This window comes from Mesorhizobium sp. B2-3-14 (assembly GCF_006442175.1).
GTDB lineage: Bacteria > Pseudomonadota > Alphaproteobacteria > Rhizobiales > Rhizobiaceae > Mesorhizobium > Mesorhizobium australicum.
Genome location: NZ_VFVP01000003.1, coordinates 513,686 through 532,988 on the forward strand (window position 1 = coordinate 513,686; position 19,303 = coordinate 532,988).

The following is a 19,303-nucleotide window of genomic DNA, read 5'->3' on the forward strand; positions in this document are numbered from 1 at the left end:
GCACGAATCGTGACATTGCGAGGTATCATCAGGCCGGGACGGCACAAGCATGCAGCTCTCACGCTGCTTGTGGCCGGTCTGGCCGTAGTGGCCGCCTCGCTTGTACTGTCAAGGCTGGACCTTGGCGCGCAAGCCCTCAGACTTTGCCTCCAAATATCGGTCGCGGTGACGGTCTGCGCGCTTTTCGCGGCCTATCTGTTCATCGGTCGAATCTCGGAGGATCGACGGCAGATCACGGATAGCGAGCAGCGGTTCCGCCGGGCCATGGAGGACTCGGCGATCGGCATCGCTATCGTCGGTCTCGACGGGCGTATTCTCCAGACCAATCCGGCCTTTGCCGCCATGCTTGGCTACAGCCGCGACGAGATCGAGGCACTGACCTTCTTCCAGCTCACGCATCCCGACGATGTGCAGATCGGCAGCGAAACGATGGCCGGCCTGAAGGCGGGCACCGTCGATGCCTTCCACTTCGAGAAGCGTTATCTCAAGAAGGACGGCACACCCGTCTGGGCTCATCTTGCCGGCTCGGTTATTCGCGACGAGAAAAGCGGCCGGCCACTCTATCTCGTCTCGCAGATCGAGGACATCGACGCGCGCAAACAGGCCGAGGCGCGCATCACAGAGGCCGAAACGCGCTGGAACTTCGCGCTGGCCGGCGCCGGTCAAGGTGTCTGGGATTTCGACATGCGCAAGGGGGGCACCACCTATTCCTCCACCTGGGTCAAGATGCTGGGCTACGGGGATGGCGAGCTCGATGGCGACCCCGATCGCTGGCTGACGATGATCCATCCAGACGATCGCGCCACGGTCGCGGAGGCCGATCGCGCCCATCTCGCCGGCGAGACGGAATTTTTCGAAGCCGAGTTCCGCATGCGCCACAAGGACGGCCGCTGGATCTGGATCCTCGACCGCGGCAAGGCCATCGAGCGCGATGCGGACGGACACCTGGTCAGAGCGATCGGCAGCTTGATGGACATCACCCGGCGAAAGCAGGCCGAAGAACGGCTCATCGTCTCGGCGGCGATGCTGGCCGACGAGAAGGAGCGGCTGAGGGTGACGCTGCAATCGATCGGGGATGCCGTCATCTGCACCGATGCCGCGAACCGCGTCACTTTCATGAACCCGGTGGCCGAAAAGTTGACCGGCGTTTCCAGTGACGATGCGCTGGGCAAGACGCTGAGCCATGTCTACTGGGCAGTCGACGAGGAGACCGGCCACAGGATCGGGATGACGCGGCCGGTGACAGGCGAAGAGGCGCGCTCCGACCAGAACAGCCGCGCGGTCCTCATCCGCCGCGACGACACGCGCTGCAGCATCCGCCAGGTCGTGTCGCCGATCCTCAACGAACGCAACGAATTCTGCGGTCTGGTGATCGTCTTCCAGGACTTCACCGATGCGCGTGCCCTGCAGCGACAGCTTGCCCATGCCGCCGCGCACGACGCACTGACGGGCCTTGCCAACCGCTCGAGCTTCATCCGCGCCATGGAGGGGATGGTCGATCAGGCGCGCAAGGACGGCACGACGACAGGGGGCCGCCATCAGTTCATGTTCATCGACCTCGACCATTTCAAGCTGGTCAACGACACGGGAGGTCACGCTGCCGGAGACGCCCTGCTGAAGCGGGTCGCTGACGCCGTGCGCGGCGTGCTTGGTCCTGAAGACATCGTCGCGCGCCTGGGTGGCGACGAATTCGCCGTGATCCTGAAATCGGCTTCCACCACCGACGCGAGGATCGCGGCGCGTTCCATCATCGATGCGATAGCGGGCCTGAACTTCACCTGGGATGGCCGGCCGCACGGGATCGGCGCCAGCATCGGGTTGACCGCGATCTGCGCCAATTGCGGCGAAGTCGACGAGATCATCGCAAGGGCCGACGCCGCTTGCTATGCAGCCAAGGCCGCCGGCCGGGGATGCGTTTCGGTGGCGCCGGACGGCAAGGTCAGCGACGATGACAGGTCAGAACCGCCCAAGCCACTCGCCGCGGCCTCGTGAGCGGCAATCACGTCAGCGCGTCGGAACGGGATGCTCGCCGCGATAATCGTAGAAGCCGCGCCCGGTCTTGCGGCCGAGCCAGCCGGCCTCGACATATTTGACCAGCAGCGGGCAAGGCCGGTACTTCGAATCCGACAGGCCGTCATGCAGCACCTGCATGATCGACAGGCAGGTATCCAGGCCGATGAAATCGGCAAGCTGCAGCGGTCCCATCGGATGGTTGGCGCCGAGCCGCATGGCGGTGTCGATGGCATCGACCGAGCCGACGCCCTCATAGAGTGTGTAGATCGCTTCGTTGATCATCGGCAGAAGGATGCGGTTGACGATGAAGGCCGGGAAATCTTCCGAGACGGTGATCGTCTTGTCGAGCTGCTTCACATAGGTCTTGGCCGCCTCGAAGGTCTGGTCCTCGGTGGCGATGCCGCGCACCAGTTCGACCAGCTTCATCAGCGGTACCGGGTTCATGAAATGTATGCCGATGAACCGCTCCGGTCGGTCGGTCTGGGCAGCTAGCCGTGTGATCGAAATCGACGAGGTGTTGGTCGCCAGGATCGCTTCGGGATTGAGCTGCGGACAGAGCTGCGCATAGATCTTGCGCTTGACGGTTTCGTCCTCGGTCGCCGCTTCGATCACCAGATCGGCGCCGGCGAGATCGGCCATCGTCGGTGCCGACGCGATGCGTGCCATGGCCTGATTGCGCAGCTTCTCGTCGAGCTTGCCGGACCCCACCTGACGGGCCATGTTGCCGCTGATTGTGGCAATGCCCTTCTCGATGCGGTCGGGCGATATATCGTAGATCAGCACCTTATAGCCCGAAAGCGCGGAGACGTGGGCGATGCCGCCGCCCATCTGGCCCGCACCAATGATGCCGATCGTCTCGATCTTGCTCATTACCCGATCCCGTCCGGAGCGTTTTTCGCTGGATCGCGAACCGCCCCATCTCTTTGTTTTCCCGCAATTCCCGGCGCAAAACCCCTGCGCACTGCTGCTGGAATTGCTCTCAGCCTTTGTGGCCTGCTTATTGTGCGGTGCAAACTAAAAGGGTGGGGCGACTTCGTCTACCCCACCCCTCACAATTTAATACGGTTGCGCGGAAGCGTCAAAGCGCCTTCTGCAACTCCGGCAGGATGACGAAGAGGTCGCCGACGAGGCCGTAGTCGGCGACCTGGAAGATCGGCGCTTCCTCGTCCTTGTTGATGGCGACGATGACCTTGGAATCCTTCATGCCGGCAAGGTGCTGGATGGCGCCGGAGATGCCGACCGCGATGTAGAGATCGGGGGCGACGACCTTGCCGGTCTGGCCGACCTGCCAGTCGTTCGGCGCGTAGCCGGCATCGACGGCGGCGCGGGAGGCGCCGACGGCGGCACCGAGCTTGTCGGCGACCGGCAGGATGACTTCCTGGAATTTCTCCGAGGAACCGAGCGCGCGGCCGCCCGAGATGATGATCTTGGCCGAGGTCAACTCCGGACGGTCGGTCTCCGACAGCTTGTTCTCGACGAAGGTGGACAGGCCGGGATTGGCTGCCGCATTGACCGTCTCGACCGAAGCCGAGCCACCGTCGGGCGCGGCCTGGAAGGAGGCGGTGCGCACGGTGATGACCTTCTTGGCGTCGCTCGACTGCACCGTCTGGATGGCGTTGCCGGCATAGATCGGCCGCTTGAAGGTATCGGGCGAGACCACTTCGATGATCTCGGAGACCTGCGCGACATCGAGCAGGGCCGCCACGCGCGGCGCGATGTTCTTGCCGGCCGACGTCGCCGGCGCGATGACCGTGTCGTAGGCGCCAGCCAGCGAGACGACCAGTGCCGCCGTCGGCTCGGCCAGGCGCTCGGCGAGTTCGTCGGCTTCGGCGAGCAGCACCTTGGTGACGCCCTTCAGTTTGGCGGCTGCGTCGGCGGCAGCCTTGGCGCCTTTGCCGGCCACCAGCACATGCACGTCCGAGCCGATCTGCAGGGCAGCCGAAAGCGCCTTGGCGGTCTGGTCGGAAAGGGTAGCGTTGTCGTGTTCGGCGATGAGGAGAATTGCCATGTTGTCTGTTCCTTCCGATCTCAGAGCACGCCGGCTTCGTTCTTGAGCTTGTCAACCAGTTCGGCGACGCTCTTGACCTTGACACCCGCCTTGCGGCCGCTCGGCTCCTCGGTCTTGATCACCTTGAGGCGTGGCTTGACGTCGGCGCCGTAATCGGCCGGGCTCTTCTCGTCGAGCGGCTTCTTCTTGGCCTTCATGATGTTGGGCAGGGAAGCATAGCGCGGCTGGTTGAGGCGAAGGTCGGCGGTGACGATTATCGGCATCTTCAACTCCACCGTCTGCAGTCCGCCGTCAACTTCGCGCGTCACCTTGGCCTTGTCGCCGTCGATGATGACCTTGGAAGCGAAGGTGCCCTGGGCCCAGCCGAGCAGGGCGGCCAGCATCTGGCCGGTCTGGTTGGAATCGTCGTCGATCGCCTGCTTGCCGAGAATGACAAGGCCTGGCTGTTCCGCATCGACGACGCCCTTCAGCACCTTGGCGACGCCCAGCGGCTCGGTCTGTTCGTCGGTCTTGACCAGGATGGCGCGGTCGGCGCCCATGGCGAGCGCGGTGCGCAAGGTTTCCTGCGCCTGCTGCGGACCGATCGACACGACGATGATCTCTTCGGCCTTGCCGGCTTCCTTGATCCGGATCGCCTCTTCCACCGCGATCTCGTCGAACGGGTTCATCGCCATCTTGACGTTGGCCAGTTCCACCGCCGAACCATCAGCCTTCACGCGCACCTTGACGTTCGCGTCCACAACCCGCTTCACGGGCACAAGGATCTTCATTTGCCTGTCACCTCTTCACGCTAGTTGGGCGCGCTATAGCAGCCTGCGCCCCTTCTGAGTTGTCGAAAGCCGACATTCCTGACTGAATTCCGGCCAGACGGAATTCTGGCCGGATGGAAATTCTGGTCTTTGCCCGCCCTGGCTGCTCCTTAAACGCCTTGGGCCGCGGCGGAGACGTTTCCGTAATTGTGGCAACCCCTGCCGTCAATACGCTGAAAGCCGCTCAAATCGGTTCAGTTTGGGCCAGAAGGATTTCCACGTCCCCAGCGCGTCGTGGTGGTGGCCGTTTGGGGCGCCGCTGGTTCGCCGACCACCGGCGGCTGTTCAGGGCTCGGTACCACGGCATCCTCGTCGGCGGGTGCGAACAGCGGCACGCCGCGGCTGCGCAGGACCAGCACCAGAACCGCGCCGGCAATGATGCCGCCGATGTGGCAGGCCCAGGATATCTGATCCTCGCCGCCGGCCGCGAACATCACGATCTGGAACAGCACCCACAGGATGAGCGGAATAAAGGCTGGAATGCGCAAAGGGATGCGGGCGAAGGCAAGCACCCACACCTTCACCCTGGGATAGAGGATCAGGTAGGCGACGACCACGCCGGCGATGGCACCCGACGCGCCGATCAGCGGCGCCTGCGAATCCCAGGCGACCAGCCCCTGGAAGGCGGCTCCGGCGATGGCGCACAGCAGATAGAAGATCAGGTAGCGGATGTGGCCGAGCGCGTCCTCGACATTGTCGCCGAAAACCCAAAGGAACAGCATGTTGCCGCCGAGATGGAAAATATCGGCATGCAGGAAGGAATAGGTGAGATAGCTCAGGCTCTCGGGGATGATGACAAAGCGGGGGTCGAGTTCGGCCGTGTCGTGAACGACGGACGGGATGAAGCCGAGACCAAGCACGGCGGCATTGGTGAAGTTCTCGCCGCCGAGCGCCGTGGCGCAATAGATCACGGCGTTGGCGACAATCAGACCGATGGTCACATATTGCAGCCTGATGTGGCGCAGCCTGTTGGTGTCGTAAAGCGGGATGAACATCGGTCGCCGGCCCCTCCCGCCTCTGGTCCGTTCAGCGGTTCTTGCCGGGAACCCATAGCACGTCGGCATTTCCGTTGTCATTGACCGCCCGGGCGGCGACAAACAGGAAATCCGAGACGCGGTTGATGTATTTCAGCCCGTCGCGGTTGACGTGTTCGGCCGGGTCCTGAGCCAGGGCGACCATCAGCCGCTCGGCGCGCCGTGCCACCGTGCGGGCGAGATGAAGCGCCGCCGCTGCCGGCGTGCCGCCGTTCAGCACGAAGGATTTCAGCGGCTGGAGCTTCTTGTTGAGGACGTCGATATCGTGCTCGACACGGTCGGTCTGCGTGGCAACGATGCGCAGCGGCTCGTAGCCAAGCGGCTTGCCGTCATCAGGCACGGCGAGGTCGGCGCCGAGGTCGAAGAGATCGTTCTGGATGCGCGAGAGCATGGCGTCGATCGCCTGGTAGCTCTGTTCGGTATGCACGCGAGCCATGCCGATGCAGGCATTGGCTTCGTCGACCGTGCCGTAGGCGTCCACCCTGAGATCGGATTTCAGCCGCCGCTCACCAGTGCCAAGGCCCGTAGTGCCATCATCGCCGGTGCGGGTGTAGATCTTGTTGAGCTTGACCACATCGCCTCCCGAAAAGCCTCACTTGCGGGTGAAATACACGGCCAGCAGGATCAGCGCCAGCGCCACGGCCTGCAGCAGGACGCGGGCCTGCATCAGCTTGTTGGAGGTCACACCGGAGCCGCCGCGCATCATGTTGATGAGCCCCCTGATCAGCACGACCACCACGGCGGCCATGACCAGAATGGCAAGGATGTTGAAGGCAGTGGCCATTTTTGCGTTTCCAGTTCTTTGCTTGTTCAGGCGCGCTTGGCGAGCAGGCGGTGGAGCATCGAGGCCGGCAGGATGCGTTTAAGCATGGCGCCGATCCTGGCCGACATTGTTACCACATAGTGCGGGCGCGGGCGCCGCGACAGAAGTGCATGGCGGAGCACCTTGTGGACCACTTCAGGCCCGGGCTTCCGCGTCGATTGGCTGCCGCCGGCGCGCATGCGCTCCACTTGCGCGGCATAGTCGGCGCGATGCGCGGAATTCTCATGGTCGATATTCCTGAGGAACCAGGGCAGGCCATTGCTGGCGATCTTCGATTTCACCGGCCCCGGCTCGATCAGCGAGACATGGATGCCGCTGCCGGCCAGTTCCTGGCGCTGGCACAGCATCAGCGCCTCCAAGGCATGCTTGGAGGCCGAATAGGCGCCGCGGAAGCGCACCGGCACGAGACCGAGGATCGACGAGCAGTGGACGAGGCGGCCGTGGCCCTGGCGTCGCATCACCGGAACCAGGCGGCGGGTCAGGTCGTGCCAGCCGAAGAAATTGGCCTCGAACTGCTCCCTGAGCGCCGCAACGGGCAGATCCTCGACGGCGCCTGCCTGCGCGTAGGCGCCGTTGTTGAACAGCGCGTCGAGCCTGCCGCCGGTGCGGTCGAGCACCGCCGTCACCAGGGCGGCTATGGAGTCCGGTTCGCTATAATCGAGGTAAAAAGCCTCGATGCCGTCGGCTTCGAGGGCGGCGATGTCCTCCGGCTTGCGCGCCGTCGCGAACACCCGCCAGCCCTCAGCCTTCAATGCACGGGTGCAATAGGCGCCTATGCCGGAAGACGCGCCGGTGACGATGATGGTGCGCAACTCTGCAGCTGGAGAATTCGGGGTTTGACGAAGGGTTGCCATTTGCCGCATTCATTTCCCATATTCGCGGCGTCGAGACAATCGAGGGGAGCGCGCGTCCTTGCTGCGGAACATTGTCGCCCTGCGCCGCGTGCTCTACGACGCGCTCGGCCACTTCAACACCGATGACGGCTGGGCGATGGCCAGCCATCTGGCGATCACCTCGCTGATGGCGCTGTTTCCATTCCTGATCTTCGCCACGACGCTGGGCAGCTTCCTTGGCGCCCAGGCCTTTGCCGACACAGCGGTGCACCTGGTCTTCGACACCTGGCCGGACCAGATCGCCAAGCCGATCGCACACGAGGTGCTGAACGTGCTGACCGTCAGGCGCAGCGATCTGTTGACCTATGGTGTGCTGCTTGCCGCCTACTTTGCCTCCAACGGCATCGAGGCGCTGCGCACCTCGCTCAACCGCGCCTATCGGGTCACGGAAACGCGCGGCATCATCTATCGCCGGGTGCAAAGCATCTTTTTCGTGCTGATCGCGACCGCCGGGTTCCTGGCGATAAGCGTGCTGCTGGTGTTCGCTCCCCTGCTGGCGCGGCTGGCGGAAGCCCATTTCGAATGGATCAAACCCTATACGGGCACGATCACGCTGTGGCGGTACGTCATCGCCTCAACCGTCATCATCGGCGGACTGTTTGCCGTCCATTACTGGCTACCGGCCGGCAAGCGCCGTTTCGTCTCGCTGATTCCGGGCATCATCTTCACACTGGCCGCATGGCTTATCGGCTCGACCATGTTCGCCACCTATCTCGACCATTTCTCGTCCTATGTGACGACCTATGCCGGTCTCGCCTCGATCATGATCGCGGTGGTCTTCCTCTACATCGTCTCGGCGATCTTCATCCTCGGCGGCGAGCTCAACGCCGCGATCAGCCGTTATCTAGAGGCGCGTGCCCGGGTCGGCTGAAGTTTGCCTGTTCGGGCGGTTGCCAGGCCCACGCCGAAAGTGGTGATGGCCATGCCGACGATCTGCAGCGCGTTGAGCTGCTCGTTGAACAAGGCCCAGGCGATGACGGCCGTCACCGCCGGCACCAGGTAGAACAACGAGGCCACTTTCGACATCTCGCCGTCGCGGATCATCACCATCAGGAGAAAGATGGCGCCGAGCGACAGCACCAGCAGCAGCCAGGCCATGGCGAAGACCAATTCGCCATTGATGACGACGGTTTGGGTTTCGAAGGCAAGCGAAGCCAGGATCATCAGCGAAGCGCCGCCGACATATTGCCACATGGTGGCCGCCACGAGGTCGCCGCCGGACGCAAAACGCTTTTGCCAGATCGTGCCGGCGCTCATGCCGAGCACCGAGACCAGCGAGGCGGCCAGCGTCGCCGTCGTCACGCCGCCACCGAGCGCCCCGAGTTTCGGCCACAGCACGATGACGATGCCGACCAGCCCGATAGCGAGGCCAAGCCAGTGGCGCGGCAGGATGGCCTCGCCCAGAACCTTGCCGGCAAGCACTGCGGTGATCAGCGGCTGCAGGCCGACGATCAGGGCCGAAAAGCCGGCCGGCATGCCTCGATGGATGGCCCAGAAGACGGCGCCGAGATAGATGCCATGCATCAGCACGCCGGCGCCGGTGGCATGCAGCGCCTCCTCGCGGGTGGCTCGTTTCGAGCCCAGCACCAGCATCAGCACGGCCAGCAGGATGGCGGCGAGCACGAAACGCGCGGCGAGGAAGGTGAACGGCTCCGCCCATGGCATGGCGTAACGCGCGCCGATGAAGCCGGTCGCCCACAGGACAACGAAGGTGGCGGGGATGAACCGCTTGATGCTGGACATTTTCCGGGATCGCCGCGCTGGTGAGAATTAACCGTGAGGATGCTCTAGTCCTGTTCAACCCCGGGCGCAAAACGAAACGATTGATCCATGCGTCAAGGGGGTTGAACGGGTGGCGTGTCCGGAGAGCGTTTCTCCTGATATAATGCTGGTCAAAGCCCTACCATCCTTCTGATTTCTTCCGGCGAAGCGCCTGCGTCGCGCAAGGCGGCAAGGCCGGTATCCCTCAGGCTCTTCGACAGTTTTCGCCCATCCGGCCCGAGGATCAGCCGATGATGGAAATAGGCGGGTGGCTGCAATCCCAGAATCTCCTGCAGCAGGCGCTGCACCCCGGTCGCGGAAAACAGGTCCTGTCCGCGCACGACATGGCTGACGCCTTGCAGGGCATCGTCGATGACTACGGCGAGGTGGTAGCTGGTCGGGATGTCGCGGCGCGCCACGATAACGTCGCCCCAATCCTGCGGACGCGCCTCGACGGAGCGCGTCGTGGACAGCGTCCCGTCGCTGAATTCGGCCCATGAGAGGTCCCTGCCGGCACGCGCCATGGCGGCGCCGACGTCCAGCCGCCAGGCGAAGGGCGCATTCTCGGCAATCCGCCGGTTGCGTTCCTTCATCGAAAGCGCCTTGTCGGCCGGGGGATAGAGCGGCACACCGTCGGGATCGCGCGGCCAGTCGCGCCCGCGCTTTTCGCCGTCGGCGATGAAGGCACGTATCTCGCCGCGGCTCATGAAGGCGGGATAGACGAGTTCCTCGCGGATCAGGCGCTCGAGCACCGTTCCATATTCTGCAAAATGCTCGGACTGGCGGCGCACGGGCTTTTCCCAGTCGAGGCCCAGCCATTTCAGATCGGCGATCATGCCCGCCTCGAACTCTGGCGCGCAGCGCGTGGTGTCGATATCCTCGATGCGCAGCAGCAAGCGGCCGCCACTGGTATTTGCGAGCTTCTGGTTGAGCAGCGCCGAATAGGCGTGGCCCAGATGCAGTTCGCCGTTGGGGCTGGGCGCGAAGCGGAATGTCAGGAGCGTCATGTCTCGAGCGGCAATCGGGTTGTGCTGTGGTTTTGGCGGTTGCTACCTTGCTGCACATCTTCGGACAAGGATACCATGCAGCGCATCGCGACACTGGACGACGTTGAGCGGGGGCTGGACGCGCTTTGCCTCATCGACCCGCGCCTGGGGAAAGTGCGCGGCATGGCCGGCGAGGTGCCGCTCAGGCTTTCGGAGCCGGGCTTCAGGAGCCTGGCCTCGATCATCGTCTCGCAGCAGGTGTCGCGGGCGAGCGCCGATGCGATCTTCGGCCGGCTGACGAAACTCGTCGATCCGCTGACGCCGCGGGCGATCCTTGCCGCCGGCGAGGACATGTTTCGCGAGGCCGGCCTGTCGCGGCCCAAGCAGCGCGGCCTGATCGCGGTCGCCCAGGCCGTGGCCGATGGGCTCGATCTGCATCACCTCTGTTCGCTCGATGCCATGGAGGCGATCGCCAGGATGACGGCGGTGCCCGGTATCGGTACGTGGACGGCGGAAGTGTATCTGTTGTTTGCGGCCGGGCATCCCGACATTTTCCCGGCGCGCGACGTCGCCCTGCAGAGCGCTGTCGGCCATGCGCTCGGCATCGACCCTCGTCCAGCGGAGAAAACACTGATCGCGCTGGCCGAATCATGGAGCCCGTGGCGAGGTGTCGCATCGCGGCTTTTCTGGTCCTATTATCGCGAAACCAGGGGCCGGGACGCCGCGCCGCCGGCCTGAATCCGCAAGAAAGCCTAAAAATCATGTGTTTTTGGCGCTTCGTGCCAGCGACAATCCGCTTCACATCCCTGTCATGTCAGGCTTACAGTATCCACGCCGAACGGTTCTAGAACTAGGAGGTCAACAAGGTGACGGTTGCCGTATCTCCGGATGGGCTTCCAGCGCTGGTGCTGAATGCGGATTACCGTCCGCTCAGCTATTACCCCTTGTCGCTCTGGTCCTGGCAGGACGCCATCAAGGCGGTGTTCCTCGACAGGGTGAACATCGTGGCCGAATACGAGCACGCCGTATCCTCGCCGACCTTCTCGATGAAGCTGCCGAGCGTGGTTAGCCTGAAGGCCTATGTGAAGCCGTCCAGGCATCCGGCCTTCACCCGTTTCAACGTCTTCCTGCGCGACCGTTTCCAGTGCCAGTATTGCGGTACCCCCGAGGACCTGACCTTCGACCATGTCATCCCGCGTCACCGTGGCGGCGCCACGACATGGGAGAATGTCGTGGCCGCCTGTTCGCCCTGCAATCTGAGGAAGGGCGGCATGATGCCGGCTCACGCCAAGATGTGGCCGCTGCAGAAGCCGTTTCAGCCGACGGTGCATGATCTGCACAATAACGGCCGCCTGTTCCCGCCCAACCATCTGCATGAAAGCTGGATGGATTATCTCTACTGGGATGTCGAACTGGAGCCTTGAGTTCGACGCGATCGGTCAGCCACGCAAATTGTCGATCCCGGCGCTGCCCCTCATCCGGCTGCCGCCACCTTCTCCCCGTATAGTGACGGGGAGAAGGGAGATGTCCGCGACGCCGGCACCCGTTCTGCAGCGTCGATGATTGGCGAAACCATTGATCACGGCATCTTTCTCCCCGTCACTATACGGGGAGAAATGTCCGGCAGGACAATGAGGGGCGGCGCCGACTTCTCAAACCAGCCATGCAGGGCAGCGCGAGTTTTGCTTCGTGCCGACTGACGCGTCAATCGCGGGCCAGCGCGCCACGGAAGGCGACGGCGGCGAGGATAAGGCTGGCAATGGCGTTCCAGCCGGCCAGCGACAGGCCGAGAATGCGCAAGGCGGCCTTGTCGCAGGAGGGCGGCACGAATTTGTCGAGCGCGTCGAGGACGCCCTTGCCACCGGTGTCGACCGGTCCGGCGCCCGCCGTGCAATCGGCAGGACCCTGCCACCAGGCCCATTCGACGCCGGAGTGATAGACGCCGAGATAGAGCCCGTACAGCATCAGGAGGCCGCCAATGGCCAACAGGCCGCGCGTCAGCCATGCGGGTGCGCGCAGCATCGACGCTATCGCCGCCAGCACCATCAACGGCACGCCGATGTAATACGGCGTGCGCTGTTCCAGGCAGAGGTGGCAGGGGATGTAGCCGCCAATGTGCTGGAAGCCGAGCGCCGAGCCAACGGTCGCGGCCATCGCGACGGCGAGAAACAGGGCCGCGCGTGTCCGCTGGTGGCCGGTATCGGCATTCATGGTCGCTGTCATGGCGTCTTTCGTCCGTTGTGTTCGCCGTCCGCAAAGTCTGCTCGCCGCGCTGCCAAAACCGTTGCGCGGTTTTAAGCATCAAACCTCAGAGGGCGTATTTGATCAGGATATAGAGCAAAATCAGGGCGACCGCGGCGGCGCCGACGATCAGGCCCAGGCGCTTTTCGATGAATTCGCGGATTGGCTCGCCATAGCGGCGCAAAAGCCACGCCAGCAGCAGGAAGCGGGCGCCGCGCGCGATGATGGCCGAGACGATGAAGACAACAAGGTTGATGTGGAGCGCGCCGGCCAGAATAGTGACCACCTTGATCGGCGGCAGGTGCGCAACGCCGGATGTGACGAGCAGCACCAGCATTAGCCCGGTGCCGGAAGACTGCCACTTCTCGAACGTGGCAAGGCCGCCGAAGTGCTCCAGGATCGGCCGTGCTATTGTGTCGTAGGCATAGTAGCCGATCAGCCAGCCGGCGATGCCGCCCAGCACGGACGCAACGGTGGCGGTCAGCGCGTAGCGATAGGCGCGTTCGGGGCGCGCCAGCGCCATGGGCAGGAACAGAACGTCTGCCGGTATGAAGAACACCGAGCTCTCGACGAAAGCGATGAAGGCCAGCCACCATTCGGCGGATTTGCGCGCCGCCAGCGACAGGGTCCAGTCATACAGTCCGCGAAGCATCGGCTCTCCTATGGAACGGCCCGTCTGTCTAGAAAGGTTTTTCGCGCTGCACAATGGCTGCGGTCTTACAAATTGGAAAGGTGCCGTCTGGTCGCGGCAGAGGCTGGTTTGGAAATTGGCCTGTTGACGAACAGGCCTCCGACCGTATAGTCCGCGCCCATCCAGGCCGCGCGGCCTGAGCCCCTATGGCGGAATTGGTAGACGCGCTCGACTCAAAATCGAGTTCCGCAAGGAGTGCTGGTTCGATCCCGGCTAGGGGCACCATCCTTCAAAATCAGAGCAAAGCTTAGCCATGTTGGGGCAGCTATCGCGGGAGGCGCTCAGGCCATGCTTGCCGTCGCCACTTAGCCACGGAACGAGAAGGCGGCATAGAAGAAGCTCGACATCCGAGAACCCGGCCTCGCAAAGCAGATCCTCTTCGGCGCCGGAAAGCAGCGGCAAACGGCCGGCCATTTCTGCCCAGGCCGCGGCCTTTCCCCGATCGACGCCGGCGCGGTCGGCGAAGGCGGACGAACGCGCCAACCAGCGCTTCGCCGTTCCGTTCGGCACGCTGTGATGGGCGACAACAAGGCGCGCGCCGGTTTCAGCCGCTCGCTTCTGTCGAGAAAGTGCAGCGTAAGCAGACATGTCGCGCCTGCTGCACTTTTCATCAGACGTGTGTATAAGACACATATTACTGAGTGAGAGCGCAGGTCGATCCTTGCAAAGTGCGACACTTGCTGTTGGTTATGGTCTAATCCTTCATCGTATCGACGAGCATTCGCATCAAGCGGACTAGATCGTCGAAGTCCTTGCGGTCCCAGTCGGCGAATTTCGCAACGGCTATTTGCTCCCGCGCCGCATCCAGCGCGTCCGTCGCCGCTTTTCCCTGCGGTGTGACAACGGCCTCGCGAACTCTCTTGTCAGCAGCGCTCAAGCGCCGCGTGACCAGTCCCAGCTCCTCCAGTCGTGACACCTGTCGACTGACGGTCGTGTAATCGCGACCGACGCGGCCAGCCAGATCGACAACGCCGATCGGGCCAAGTCTCTCGACAAGAACGAGCAGCGGGAAGAGGGCACGCTCGAGCGTGAGGCCCGCCTTGGTGAGCAATTCCACATCCCGCTCGGGTCGGTTCATGATGGTGACGATGTCAATCAGCGAGCGATGCAGCTCGGGCAACAACACTTTAATATGTGCGTTATGCACTTTCTTTATTGACACCGGCTTGGCTCCCTTTAATATGTGCATTATGCACATTGGAGCCGAAAATGGAAGAGCGAGCTGAAATTGACGTCCTGATCTGCGGCGCGGGAGCAGCCGGGCTGACGCTTGCAATCGACTTGGCGAGGCGAGGCGTGTTGTTCCGCATCGTTGAGCAGATGGAACGTCCCTTCGCCGGCTCGCGCGGCAAGGGCTTGCAGCCACGCACGCAGGAGGTGTTCGAGGATCTGGGCATAATCGACCGCATCATGGCAGCCGGCGGTGTCTATCCGCCGATGAGGGAGTATCGCAACGACGGCGGCTATGACGAAAAGGCAGTTTTCGAAGCGCCCGAACCCTCGCCCGACGTCCCCTATTTCATCGCGCTCATGATCCCGCAGTTCCTTACAGAGGGCGTGATGCGCGAGCGCCTCGCGGAGCTGGGCCATCGTGTCGAGTTCGGCACCGCATTGATCGACTTCGAGCAGGACGATGATGGCGTCGGCGCCCGCCTCAAGTCGTCTGGCGGCGAGGAGCGGGTCCATACGCGCTATCTGGTTGGTGCTGACGGTGGCCGCAGCTCGATCCGCAGTGCGCTCGGCATCGACTTTCCCGGTAAGACGCTGGGTGTCCGTGCTATCGTGGCGGATGCCCATCTGAGCGGACTCGACCGCGCTGCCTGGCACCAGTTCAATGACGGCGACATGGAGCGGCTCGTCATGATCTGCCCGCTCGCCGGCACGGACCTGTTCCAGCTGCAGGCGCCGATCCCGCTGGACGGCGAGCCTGACCTTTCCGCGGATGGATTGACGCGGATGATCGCCGAGCGGACTGGCCGTAGCGACATCGATGTTCAGTCGGTGGCCTGGGCATCCGCCTACGCGATGAACGCGCGTCTGGCTGACCGCTACCGGGTCGGACGGGTTTTGCTAGCCGGCGACGCCGCGCATATCCATCCGCCAACGGGCGGACAGGGCCTCAACACCAGCGTTCAGGACGCCTACAATCTCGGTTGGAAATTGGCCGCAGTCTTGGCCGGCGCCCCCGCAACGCTGCTAGACACCTATGAGGAGGAGCGACGCGCCGTTGCGGCGGATGTCCTGGGGCTTTCGACCCAGTTGCTCGACCGTCAGCGCGAACAAGGCGGCATGCGGCGCGGCCGCGACACACATCAGCTCGACATCGGCTATCCCCACTCATCACTTTCTCACGACGGAGGTGGTCGGACGATTGGCCGGCGGGCCGGTGAGCGCATGCCGGACGCGACCCTAACTGGCGCCGCTGGACAGCCCCGCCGTCTGTTCGACGTGGTGACCGGCACGCACTGGACTCTGCTTCTATCGAGCCCTGACTACTGGCCGATCGTGGCTGCGCGCGCGGGCCTGCGAGTGGTCACGGTGGGCGAAGGCGCGGAACTGCGCGACCCCTCCAATCAGCTCAGCTTGGCCGAGGGCGGCTGCCTGCTCATCCGGCCGGACGGCTACGTCGGCGCCACTTTCGATGCCGCGAGTTCCACCCTGGTCGGTGACTATCTGGCGAAGGTACTTCCTTCCGAGAACGCCTGCTCTCAGTCAAACGGGAGGGTCGACGTTGCACCAACATGACGGACTTGCGAGATCAGGACGGCCTGCGGAGGCCGTCCCCGGACACGACAGCCGCTGGAACGCATGTCGGCCGTTCGACTGTCCTAGGCCCGCCATGCCAGAGGACATTTCTGAATGGGATTGCAAGGCCGACCAGCAGCGCGACCCACCGGGCAGGTTGTCGCCAATCTACGGTTTTGCATCACCCACCCCAGCGCAGGTCTAGCGCCGTCTGAGCAAACTCTTCATCCGGTTGCGCAGCAGGCGCGCCATGTTGCGGGTTTCGCGGTAGAGATGCAGCTGCGAGGCGGCCTGGCGGGCGAGACGGTCGGCGTCCCTTGTCAACCCGATCACCAATGTGCCGACCGGCTTGCGCTCGCTCCACAGCCGGCTCATCACCGGGTGGTCGGGCACGGCGCAGGAATCGGTCATCATGATGTTGGGATCGTCGAGATGCTGCCTGGTGACCTCGATCATCAGCAGCGTGCCCGGCGAATAGGCGGCCAGCGTCTCGTCATAGGCCGTCTTCCAGGTGTAGGCGACGCCGGCCTCGACGAAGACGATCAGGCAAGCGATGGTGCGGCCGTCGAGCGTCAGCGAATGGATGCGGCACATGTCCTGTTCGGCGAGCCGGTGCACCGCCTCGCGGGCGAAGGCGGCGCGGAAGCGGTCGATCGCCATGGCGGTGCGCTCGCGGCCTTTCCAGCCGGACGCCTCCAGCGTCAGGAAGTGCTCGATGGCGTGGCGGATTTCCTCGGGGCCGCGTGCCACGACATGTTCGAGCTTGCCGAGATCGCCGAGGCGCCGCTTCAGGCGGCGGAATTCGCGATAGTGGTGCGCGCGCAGCGAAGCCTTGAGATAATCGTCGCCGTCGAGTTCGCTCTCCAGCACCGGGCGTGAAGTCTGGCCCGTGGTGACCAGCGCCAGGCCACGCGTCTCGGCCACGGTGGCGACCAGGCTCGACACCGGACCGTCGAGCCTGATGTCGGGCAGGACCAGGACTTTCGGCAGCTTGAGATGCGGGCGCGACAGCATCGAGAAGAAGTCCTCGACCACGCCGACCGGATCGTCACGGTCGATCAGTGGCGTGCCGAGCGGGCCGAATGGGCTCGACCATGTGCGCATGACCGGCACGCCGAGCGGCACCACCGGCCGTTCCACCGAGATCGGCACCAGCAGGCGCAGCCGGTTGCGGTATTCATCGCCGTCGCGGATCACGGCAAGGCGCACCTCGCGATCTTCCAGCCGGGGCATGGCCGGCGCCAGGAAACGCGGGTTGAAGAAGACGTTCGGCTCGATCGTGCGGGCGCAGAGATAGTCCAGTTCCTCGACCAGGTCGAAGCCGGCCGACGCCGGGTAGATGGCGAGTTTGCGCTCGGGCCGGTTGTTGGCGAGGATCTCGATATGGGCGGGATCGGCGTCGCGCGCCAGCCCGGCAAGGCCGGACACCATGGCGCCGGCGGGACCGCCGCTGGTTTCCTCGAGCAGAGGGATGGCGGCCATCAGGCGGCTCCTTTGGCTGGCACGAAGATCGCCATGACGATGCCGAGCTTGCGCCAGACCGTGAAGGATAGCGCGCCGGCCTCGAAGATCATGGCAAAGGCGGTGGCCATGGCCGCGCCCCAAAGGCCGAAAAGCGGGATCAGCACCACGTTGAGCCCGATGTTGAAGGCCAGTGTCATGGCATAGACGGCGGCGCAGACATTCTGGTTGCCGCTCATGGTGAGCAGGCTTTCGCAGGGACCAACGGCGGCGCGCGCCACGACGCCGAAGACGAGCAGGAACAGAAGCGGATAGCCCGACGTGAATTCGGGGCCGAACAGCACCAGCATCGGCTCGCCCAGCGCCAGCACCAGAAACGCCATCAGCAGCGAGGGCCAGAAGGTCCATGATACCGTCTCGCGGGCGAAGGCGGCAAGCTTTTGCGGCTCGCCATGGGTGAACTGCGCGTAGCGCTGGGCGACGCCGGCCTTGACCGCGAAATAGACGAAATGCACCAGCGCCAGCGTCTTGACCGTGGCGAAATAGACGGCGACGTCATTGGGATCCATATAGGCGCCGACCATCAGCACATCGGCGTTGGTGAGCAGGAAGAAGAAGCTCTCGACCAGGAAGATCGGCAGCGAGACGACGAACCATTGCGCGAAATGCACTTTCATCGGGCCGGCCGGAATTTGCCTTTCCATGCGCTGGGTGACCCCGATGAGCTGGGTCAGCGTGGTGGTGTAGGTAGCGGCGATCGAAGCGAAGATCGCCGTCCGCGCGTCGGCGGCGTAGCCCGCCCAAAGCATCAGCGCCATGAACAGCAGGATCAGCACCGGCCGGATCAGGTAGGTCGGCGACAGCGCGAACAACGCCCATGAATTGGCGCGCGCCAGCCCTTGCAGCAAATCCGACAGCGCGATCATCGGCAAGCAGATGACCCCGAGGATGAACGGTATCACGTAGTAGTTTTCGATCCAGGGCGCGGCCAGCCAGACGCCGAGGGCGCCGAGCCCGGCGATGACCGTCGAGGCGATCAGCACGAACAGGCGGCTCGCAACGACGATGCCGCGCAATTCATCCATCAGGCCGCGCTCGCGGTATTCGGGGATGAAGCGGATGACCGATGTGTGGAAGCCGAGGCAGGCGAGGTTGCCGACGATGACCATCGTCACCCAGACCAGCACGAAGATGCCGTATTCGAAGGAACCCATCCAACGCGCCATCAGTACCTGGCTGATGAAGGCGATGACGGCACTGACGATGCGGATGGAGAAGGCGATGACCGACATGCGGCCGGCCTCGCCGCGTTCGTCGGCGGTGAACAGCACGGCGTCCAGACGGCCAAGCAAAGGCTCCACGCGCAGCGCCAAACGCTGCGGCAAGAACCGCCCGGCAGTCGTGGCCGCGGAAAAGCGCACCCCGATTTCTCTCCGTTTTCCGCCTCTTTTCAGGCTTTGGTGTAGCGAAGACACCTTAAGAAAGCGTGGGTGGGAGGGCGTGCGTAGTAGCCGACGGTCGAGCGACGACGAACGGGTGAGGGTGCCGCAAAGGCGACACAGGCGCAGCGCCGTTTGTCAATCAGTCAGGTCTACCGGCGTCACGTCTCGCCGCGCCTTGCAACATGGTCGATCGCGCAACGGCTGATACCGATGTCCTTCAGCATGAAACCGGGCATGGCCTCCAAGCGACGCCGGCCATGCCGCAGGTGCCATCCGTGTGCAAGCCAAGCGATAACGGCCATCAGGCGCGAAGGCCGGGTGCGCGGCCTCGCCAGGACGACATCGATTTCGGGCATGATTTCTCCTCGCGATGCGCGCGAAAGGCCTGCCGGGACT

General features: G+C 63.8%; 20 protein-coding genes and 1 tRNA gene. 6 read left to right on the forward strand and 15 right to left on the reverse strand.

Annotation, left to right across the window (positions count from 1 at the left end; all coding sequences use genetic code 11):
• The first annotated feature begins 9 nt into the window (after nucleotides 1-9).
• Nucleotides 10-1,992, forward strand: a complete 1,983-nt coding sequence (locus FJ950_RS11360) for a PAS domain S-box protein (RefSeq protein ID WP_181171170.1) — start codon at nucleotides 10-12, stop codon at nucleotides 1,990-1,992.
• A 12-nt stretch (nucleotides 1,993-2,004) separates the two neighbouring features.
• On the opposite strand, the gene FJ950_RS11365 is transcribed toward FJ950_RS11360, so the two are convergent.
• The 7 genes from FJ950_RS11365 to FJ950_RS11395 all read right to left on the reverse strand — a co-directional run bounded on the left by FJ950_RS11365 (nucleotide 2,005) and on the right by FJ950_RS11395 (nucleotide 7,541).
• Entirely contained in the window at nucleotides 2,005-2,883 is an 879-nt protein-coding gene (locus FJ950_RS11365; protein ID WP_015315562.1) for a 3-hydroxybutyryl-CoA dehydrogenase, read from the reverse strand.
• A gap of 208 nt (nucleotides 2,884-3,091) precedes the next feature.
• Nucleotides 3,092-4,021 (reverse strand): electron transfer flavoprotein subunit alpha/FixB family protein, encoded by a 930-nt coding sequence (locus tag FJ950_RS11370; RefSeq protein WP_140616842.1) that lies wholly within the window; start codon nucleotides 4,019-4,021, stop codon nucleotides 3,092-3,094.
• Nucleotides 4,022-4,041: 20 nt separating this feature from the next.
• Nucleotides 4,042-4,791, reverse strand: a complete 750-nt coding sequence (locus FJ950_RS11375) for an electron transfer flavoprotein subunit beta/FixA family protein (RefSeq protein ID WP_140616843.1) — start codon at nucleotides 4,789-4,791, stop codon at nucleotides 4,042-4,044.
• Between the two features lie 233 nt (nucleotides 4,792-5,024).
• Nucleotides 5,025-5,825: a rhomboid family intramembrane serine protease gene (locus tag FJ950_RS11380; protein ID WP_140616844.1), complete on the reverse strand. Its 801-nt coding sequence runs from the start codon at nucleotides 5,823-5,825 to the stop codon at nucleotides 5,025-5,027.
• Nucleotides 5,826-5,856: 31 nt separating this feature from the next.
• A complete protein-coding gene (locus FJ950_RS11385) occupies nucleotides 5,857-6,438 on the reverse strand; it encodes a cob(I)yrinic acid a,c-diamide adenosyltransferase (RefSeq protein WP_015315566.1) in 582 nt (193 codons plus the stop codon).
• Nucleotides 6,439-6,456: 18 nt separating this feature from the next.
• Nucleotides 6,457-6,648, reverse strand: a complete 192-nt coding sequence (locus FJ950_RS11390; protein WP_015315567.1) for a twin transmembrane helix small protein — start codon at nucleotides 6,646-6,648, stop codon at nucleotides 6,457-6,459.
• Nucleotides 6,649-6,674: 26 nt separating this feature from the next.
• Nucleotides 6,675-7,541: an SDR family oxidoreductase gene (locus tag FJ950_RS11395; protein ID WP_140616845.1), complete on the reverse strand. Its 867-nt coding sequence runs from the start codon at nucleotides 7,539-7,541 to the stop codon at nucleotides 6,675-6,677.
• Between the two features lie 58 nt (nucleotides 7,542-7,599).
• Between FJ950_RS11395 and FJ950_RS11400 the strand changes: the two genes are divergently transcribed.
• Nucleotides 7,600-8,451 carry a YihY/virulence factor BrkB family protein gene (locus FJ950_RS11400; protein ID WP_015315569.1) on the forward strand — a complete coding sequence of 284 codons (852 nt, stop codon included), beginning with the start codon at nucleotides 7,600-7,602 and terminating at the stop codon, nucleotides 8,449-8,451.
• On the opposite strand, the gene FJ950_RS11405 is transcribed toward FJ950_RS11400, so the two are convergent.
• Nucleotides 8,421-9,323: a DMT family transporter gene (locus FJ950_RS11405; RefSeq protein WP_140616846.1), complete on the reverse strand. Its 903-nt coding sequence runs from the start codon at nucleotides 9,321-9,323 to the stop codon at nucleotides 8,421-8,423. The two genes, FJ950_RS11400 and FJ950_RS11405, sit on opposite strands and share 31 nt — an antisense overlap.
• A 149-nt stretch (nucleotides 9,324-9,472) precedes the next feature.
• Nucleotides 9,473-10,348 carry a tRNA glutamyl-Q(34) synthetase GluQRS gene (gluQRS, locus tag FJ950_RS11410; protein ID WP_140616847.1) on the reverse strand — a complete coding sequence of 292 codons (876 nt, stop codon included), beginning with the start codon at nucleotides 10,346-10,348 and terminating at the stop codon, nucleotides 9,473-9,475.
• Between the two features lie 75 nt (nucleotides 10,349-10,423).
• Here gluQRS and FJ950_RS11415 point away from each other — a divergent pair, with 75 nt between their 5' ends.
• Entirely contained in the window at nucleotides 10,424-11,065 is a 642-nt protein-coding gene (locus FJ950_RS11415; protein WP_140616848.1) for a DNA-3-methyladenine glycosylase, read from the forward strand.
• A 128-nt stretch (nucleotides 11,066-11,193) separates the two neighbouring features.
• A complete protein-coding gene (locus FJ950_RS11420; RefSeq protein WP_006328497.1) occupies nucleotides 11,194-11,751 on the forward strand; it encodes an HNH endonuclease in 558 nt (185 codons plus the stop codon).
• A 280-nt stretch (nucleotides 11,752-12,031) separates the two neighbouring features.
• Here the strand turns inward: FJ950_RS11420 and FJ950_RS11430 are convergent, their stop codons facing one another.
• Together FJ950_RS11430 and FJ950_RS11435 are read right to left on the reverse strand one after the other, a co-directional pair.
• A complete protein-coding gene (locus FJ950_RS11430) occupies nucleotides 12,032-12,550 on the reverse strand; it encodes a disulfide bond formation protein B (RefSeq protein ID WP_140616849.1) in 519 nt (172 codons plus the stop codon).
• 85 nt (nucleotides 12,551-12,635) lie between these two features.
• Nucleotides 12,636-13,220, reverse strand: coding sequence for a YqaA family protein (locus tag FJ950_RS11435; RefSeq protein WP_015315574.1), 585 nt, complete (start codon nucleotides 13,218-13,220; stop codon nucleotides 12,636-12,638).
• A gap of 179 nt (nucleotides 13,221-13,399) precedes the next feature.
• Between FJ950_RS11435 and FJ950_RS11440 the strand changes: the two genes are divergently transcribed.
• Nucleotides 13,400-13,484: transfer RNA gene (locus FJ950_RS11440), tRNA-Leu, on the forward strand.
• A 469-nt stretch (nucleotides 13,485-13,953) separates the two neighbouring features.
• On the opposite strand, the gene FJ950_RS11450 is transcribed toward FJ950_RS11440, so the two are convergent.
• Nucleotides 13,954-14,421, reverse strand: a complete 468-nt coding sequence (locus FJ950_RS11450) for a MarR family transcriptional regulator (protein ID WP_015315575.1) — start codon at nucleotides 14,419-14,421, stop codon at nucleotides 13,954-13,956.
• Between the two features lie 47 nt (nucleotides 14,422-14,468).
• Here FJ950_RS11450 and FJ950_RS11455 point away from each other — a divergent pair, with 47 nt between their 5' ends.
• Complete coding sequence (locus FJ950_RS11455; RefSeq protein ID WP_140616851.1) at nucleotides 14,469-16,004, forward strand: FAD-dependent oxidoreductase; 1,536 nt, start codon at nucleotides 14,469-14,471, stop codon at nucleotides 16,002-16,004.
• A 201-nt stretch (nucleotides 16,005-16,205) separates the two neighbouring features.
• Here the strand turns inward: FJ950_RS11455 and FJ950_RS11460 are convergent, their stop codons facing one another.
• From FJ950_RS11460 to FJ950_RS11470, 3 genes are all read right to left on the reverse strand, one after another.
• Nucleotides 16,206-17,486 (reverse strand): GNAT family N-acetyltransferase, encoded by a 1,281-nt coding sequence (locus FJ950_RS11460; RefSeq protein ID WP_140616852.1) that lies wholly within the window; start codon nucleotides 17,484-17,486, stop codon nucleotides 16,206-16,208.
• Nucleotides 17,486-18,886 carry a lipopolysaccharide biosynthesis protein gene (locus FJ950_RS11465; RefSeq protein WP_140616853.1) on the reverse strand — a complete coding sequence of 467 codons (1,401 nt, stop codon included), beginning with the start codon at nucleotides 18,884-18,886 and terminating at the stop codon, nucleotides 17,486-17,488. Before FJ950_RS11465 ends, FJ950_RS11460 begins: the two co-directional genes overlap by 1 nt.
• A gap of 179 nt (nucleotides 18,887-19,065) precedes the next feature.
• The gene (locus tag FJ950_RS11470; protein ID WP_140616854.1) at nucleotides 19,066-19,263 is read right to left on the reverse strand and encodes a DUF1127 domain-containing protein; all 198 of its coding nucleotides are present in this window, start codon (nucleotides 19,261-19,263) and stop codon (nucleotides 19,066-19,068) included.
• Nucleotides 19,264-19,303: the final 40 nt, after the last annotated feature.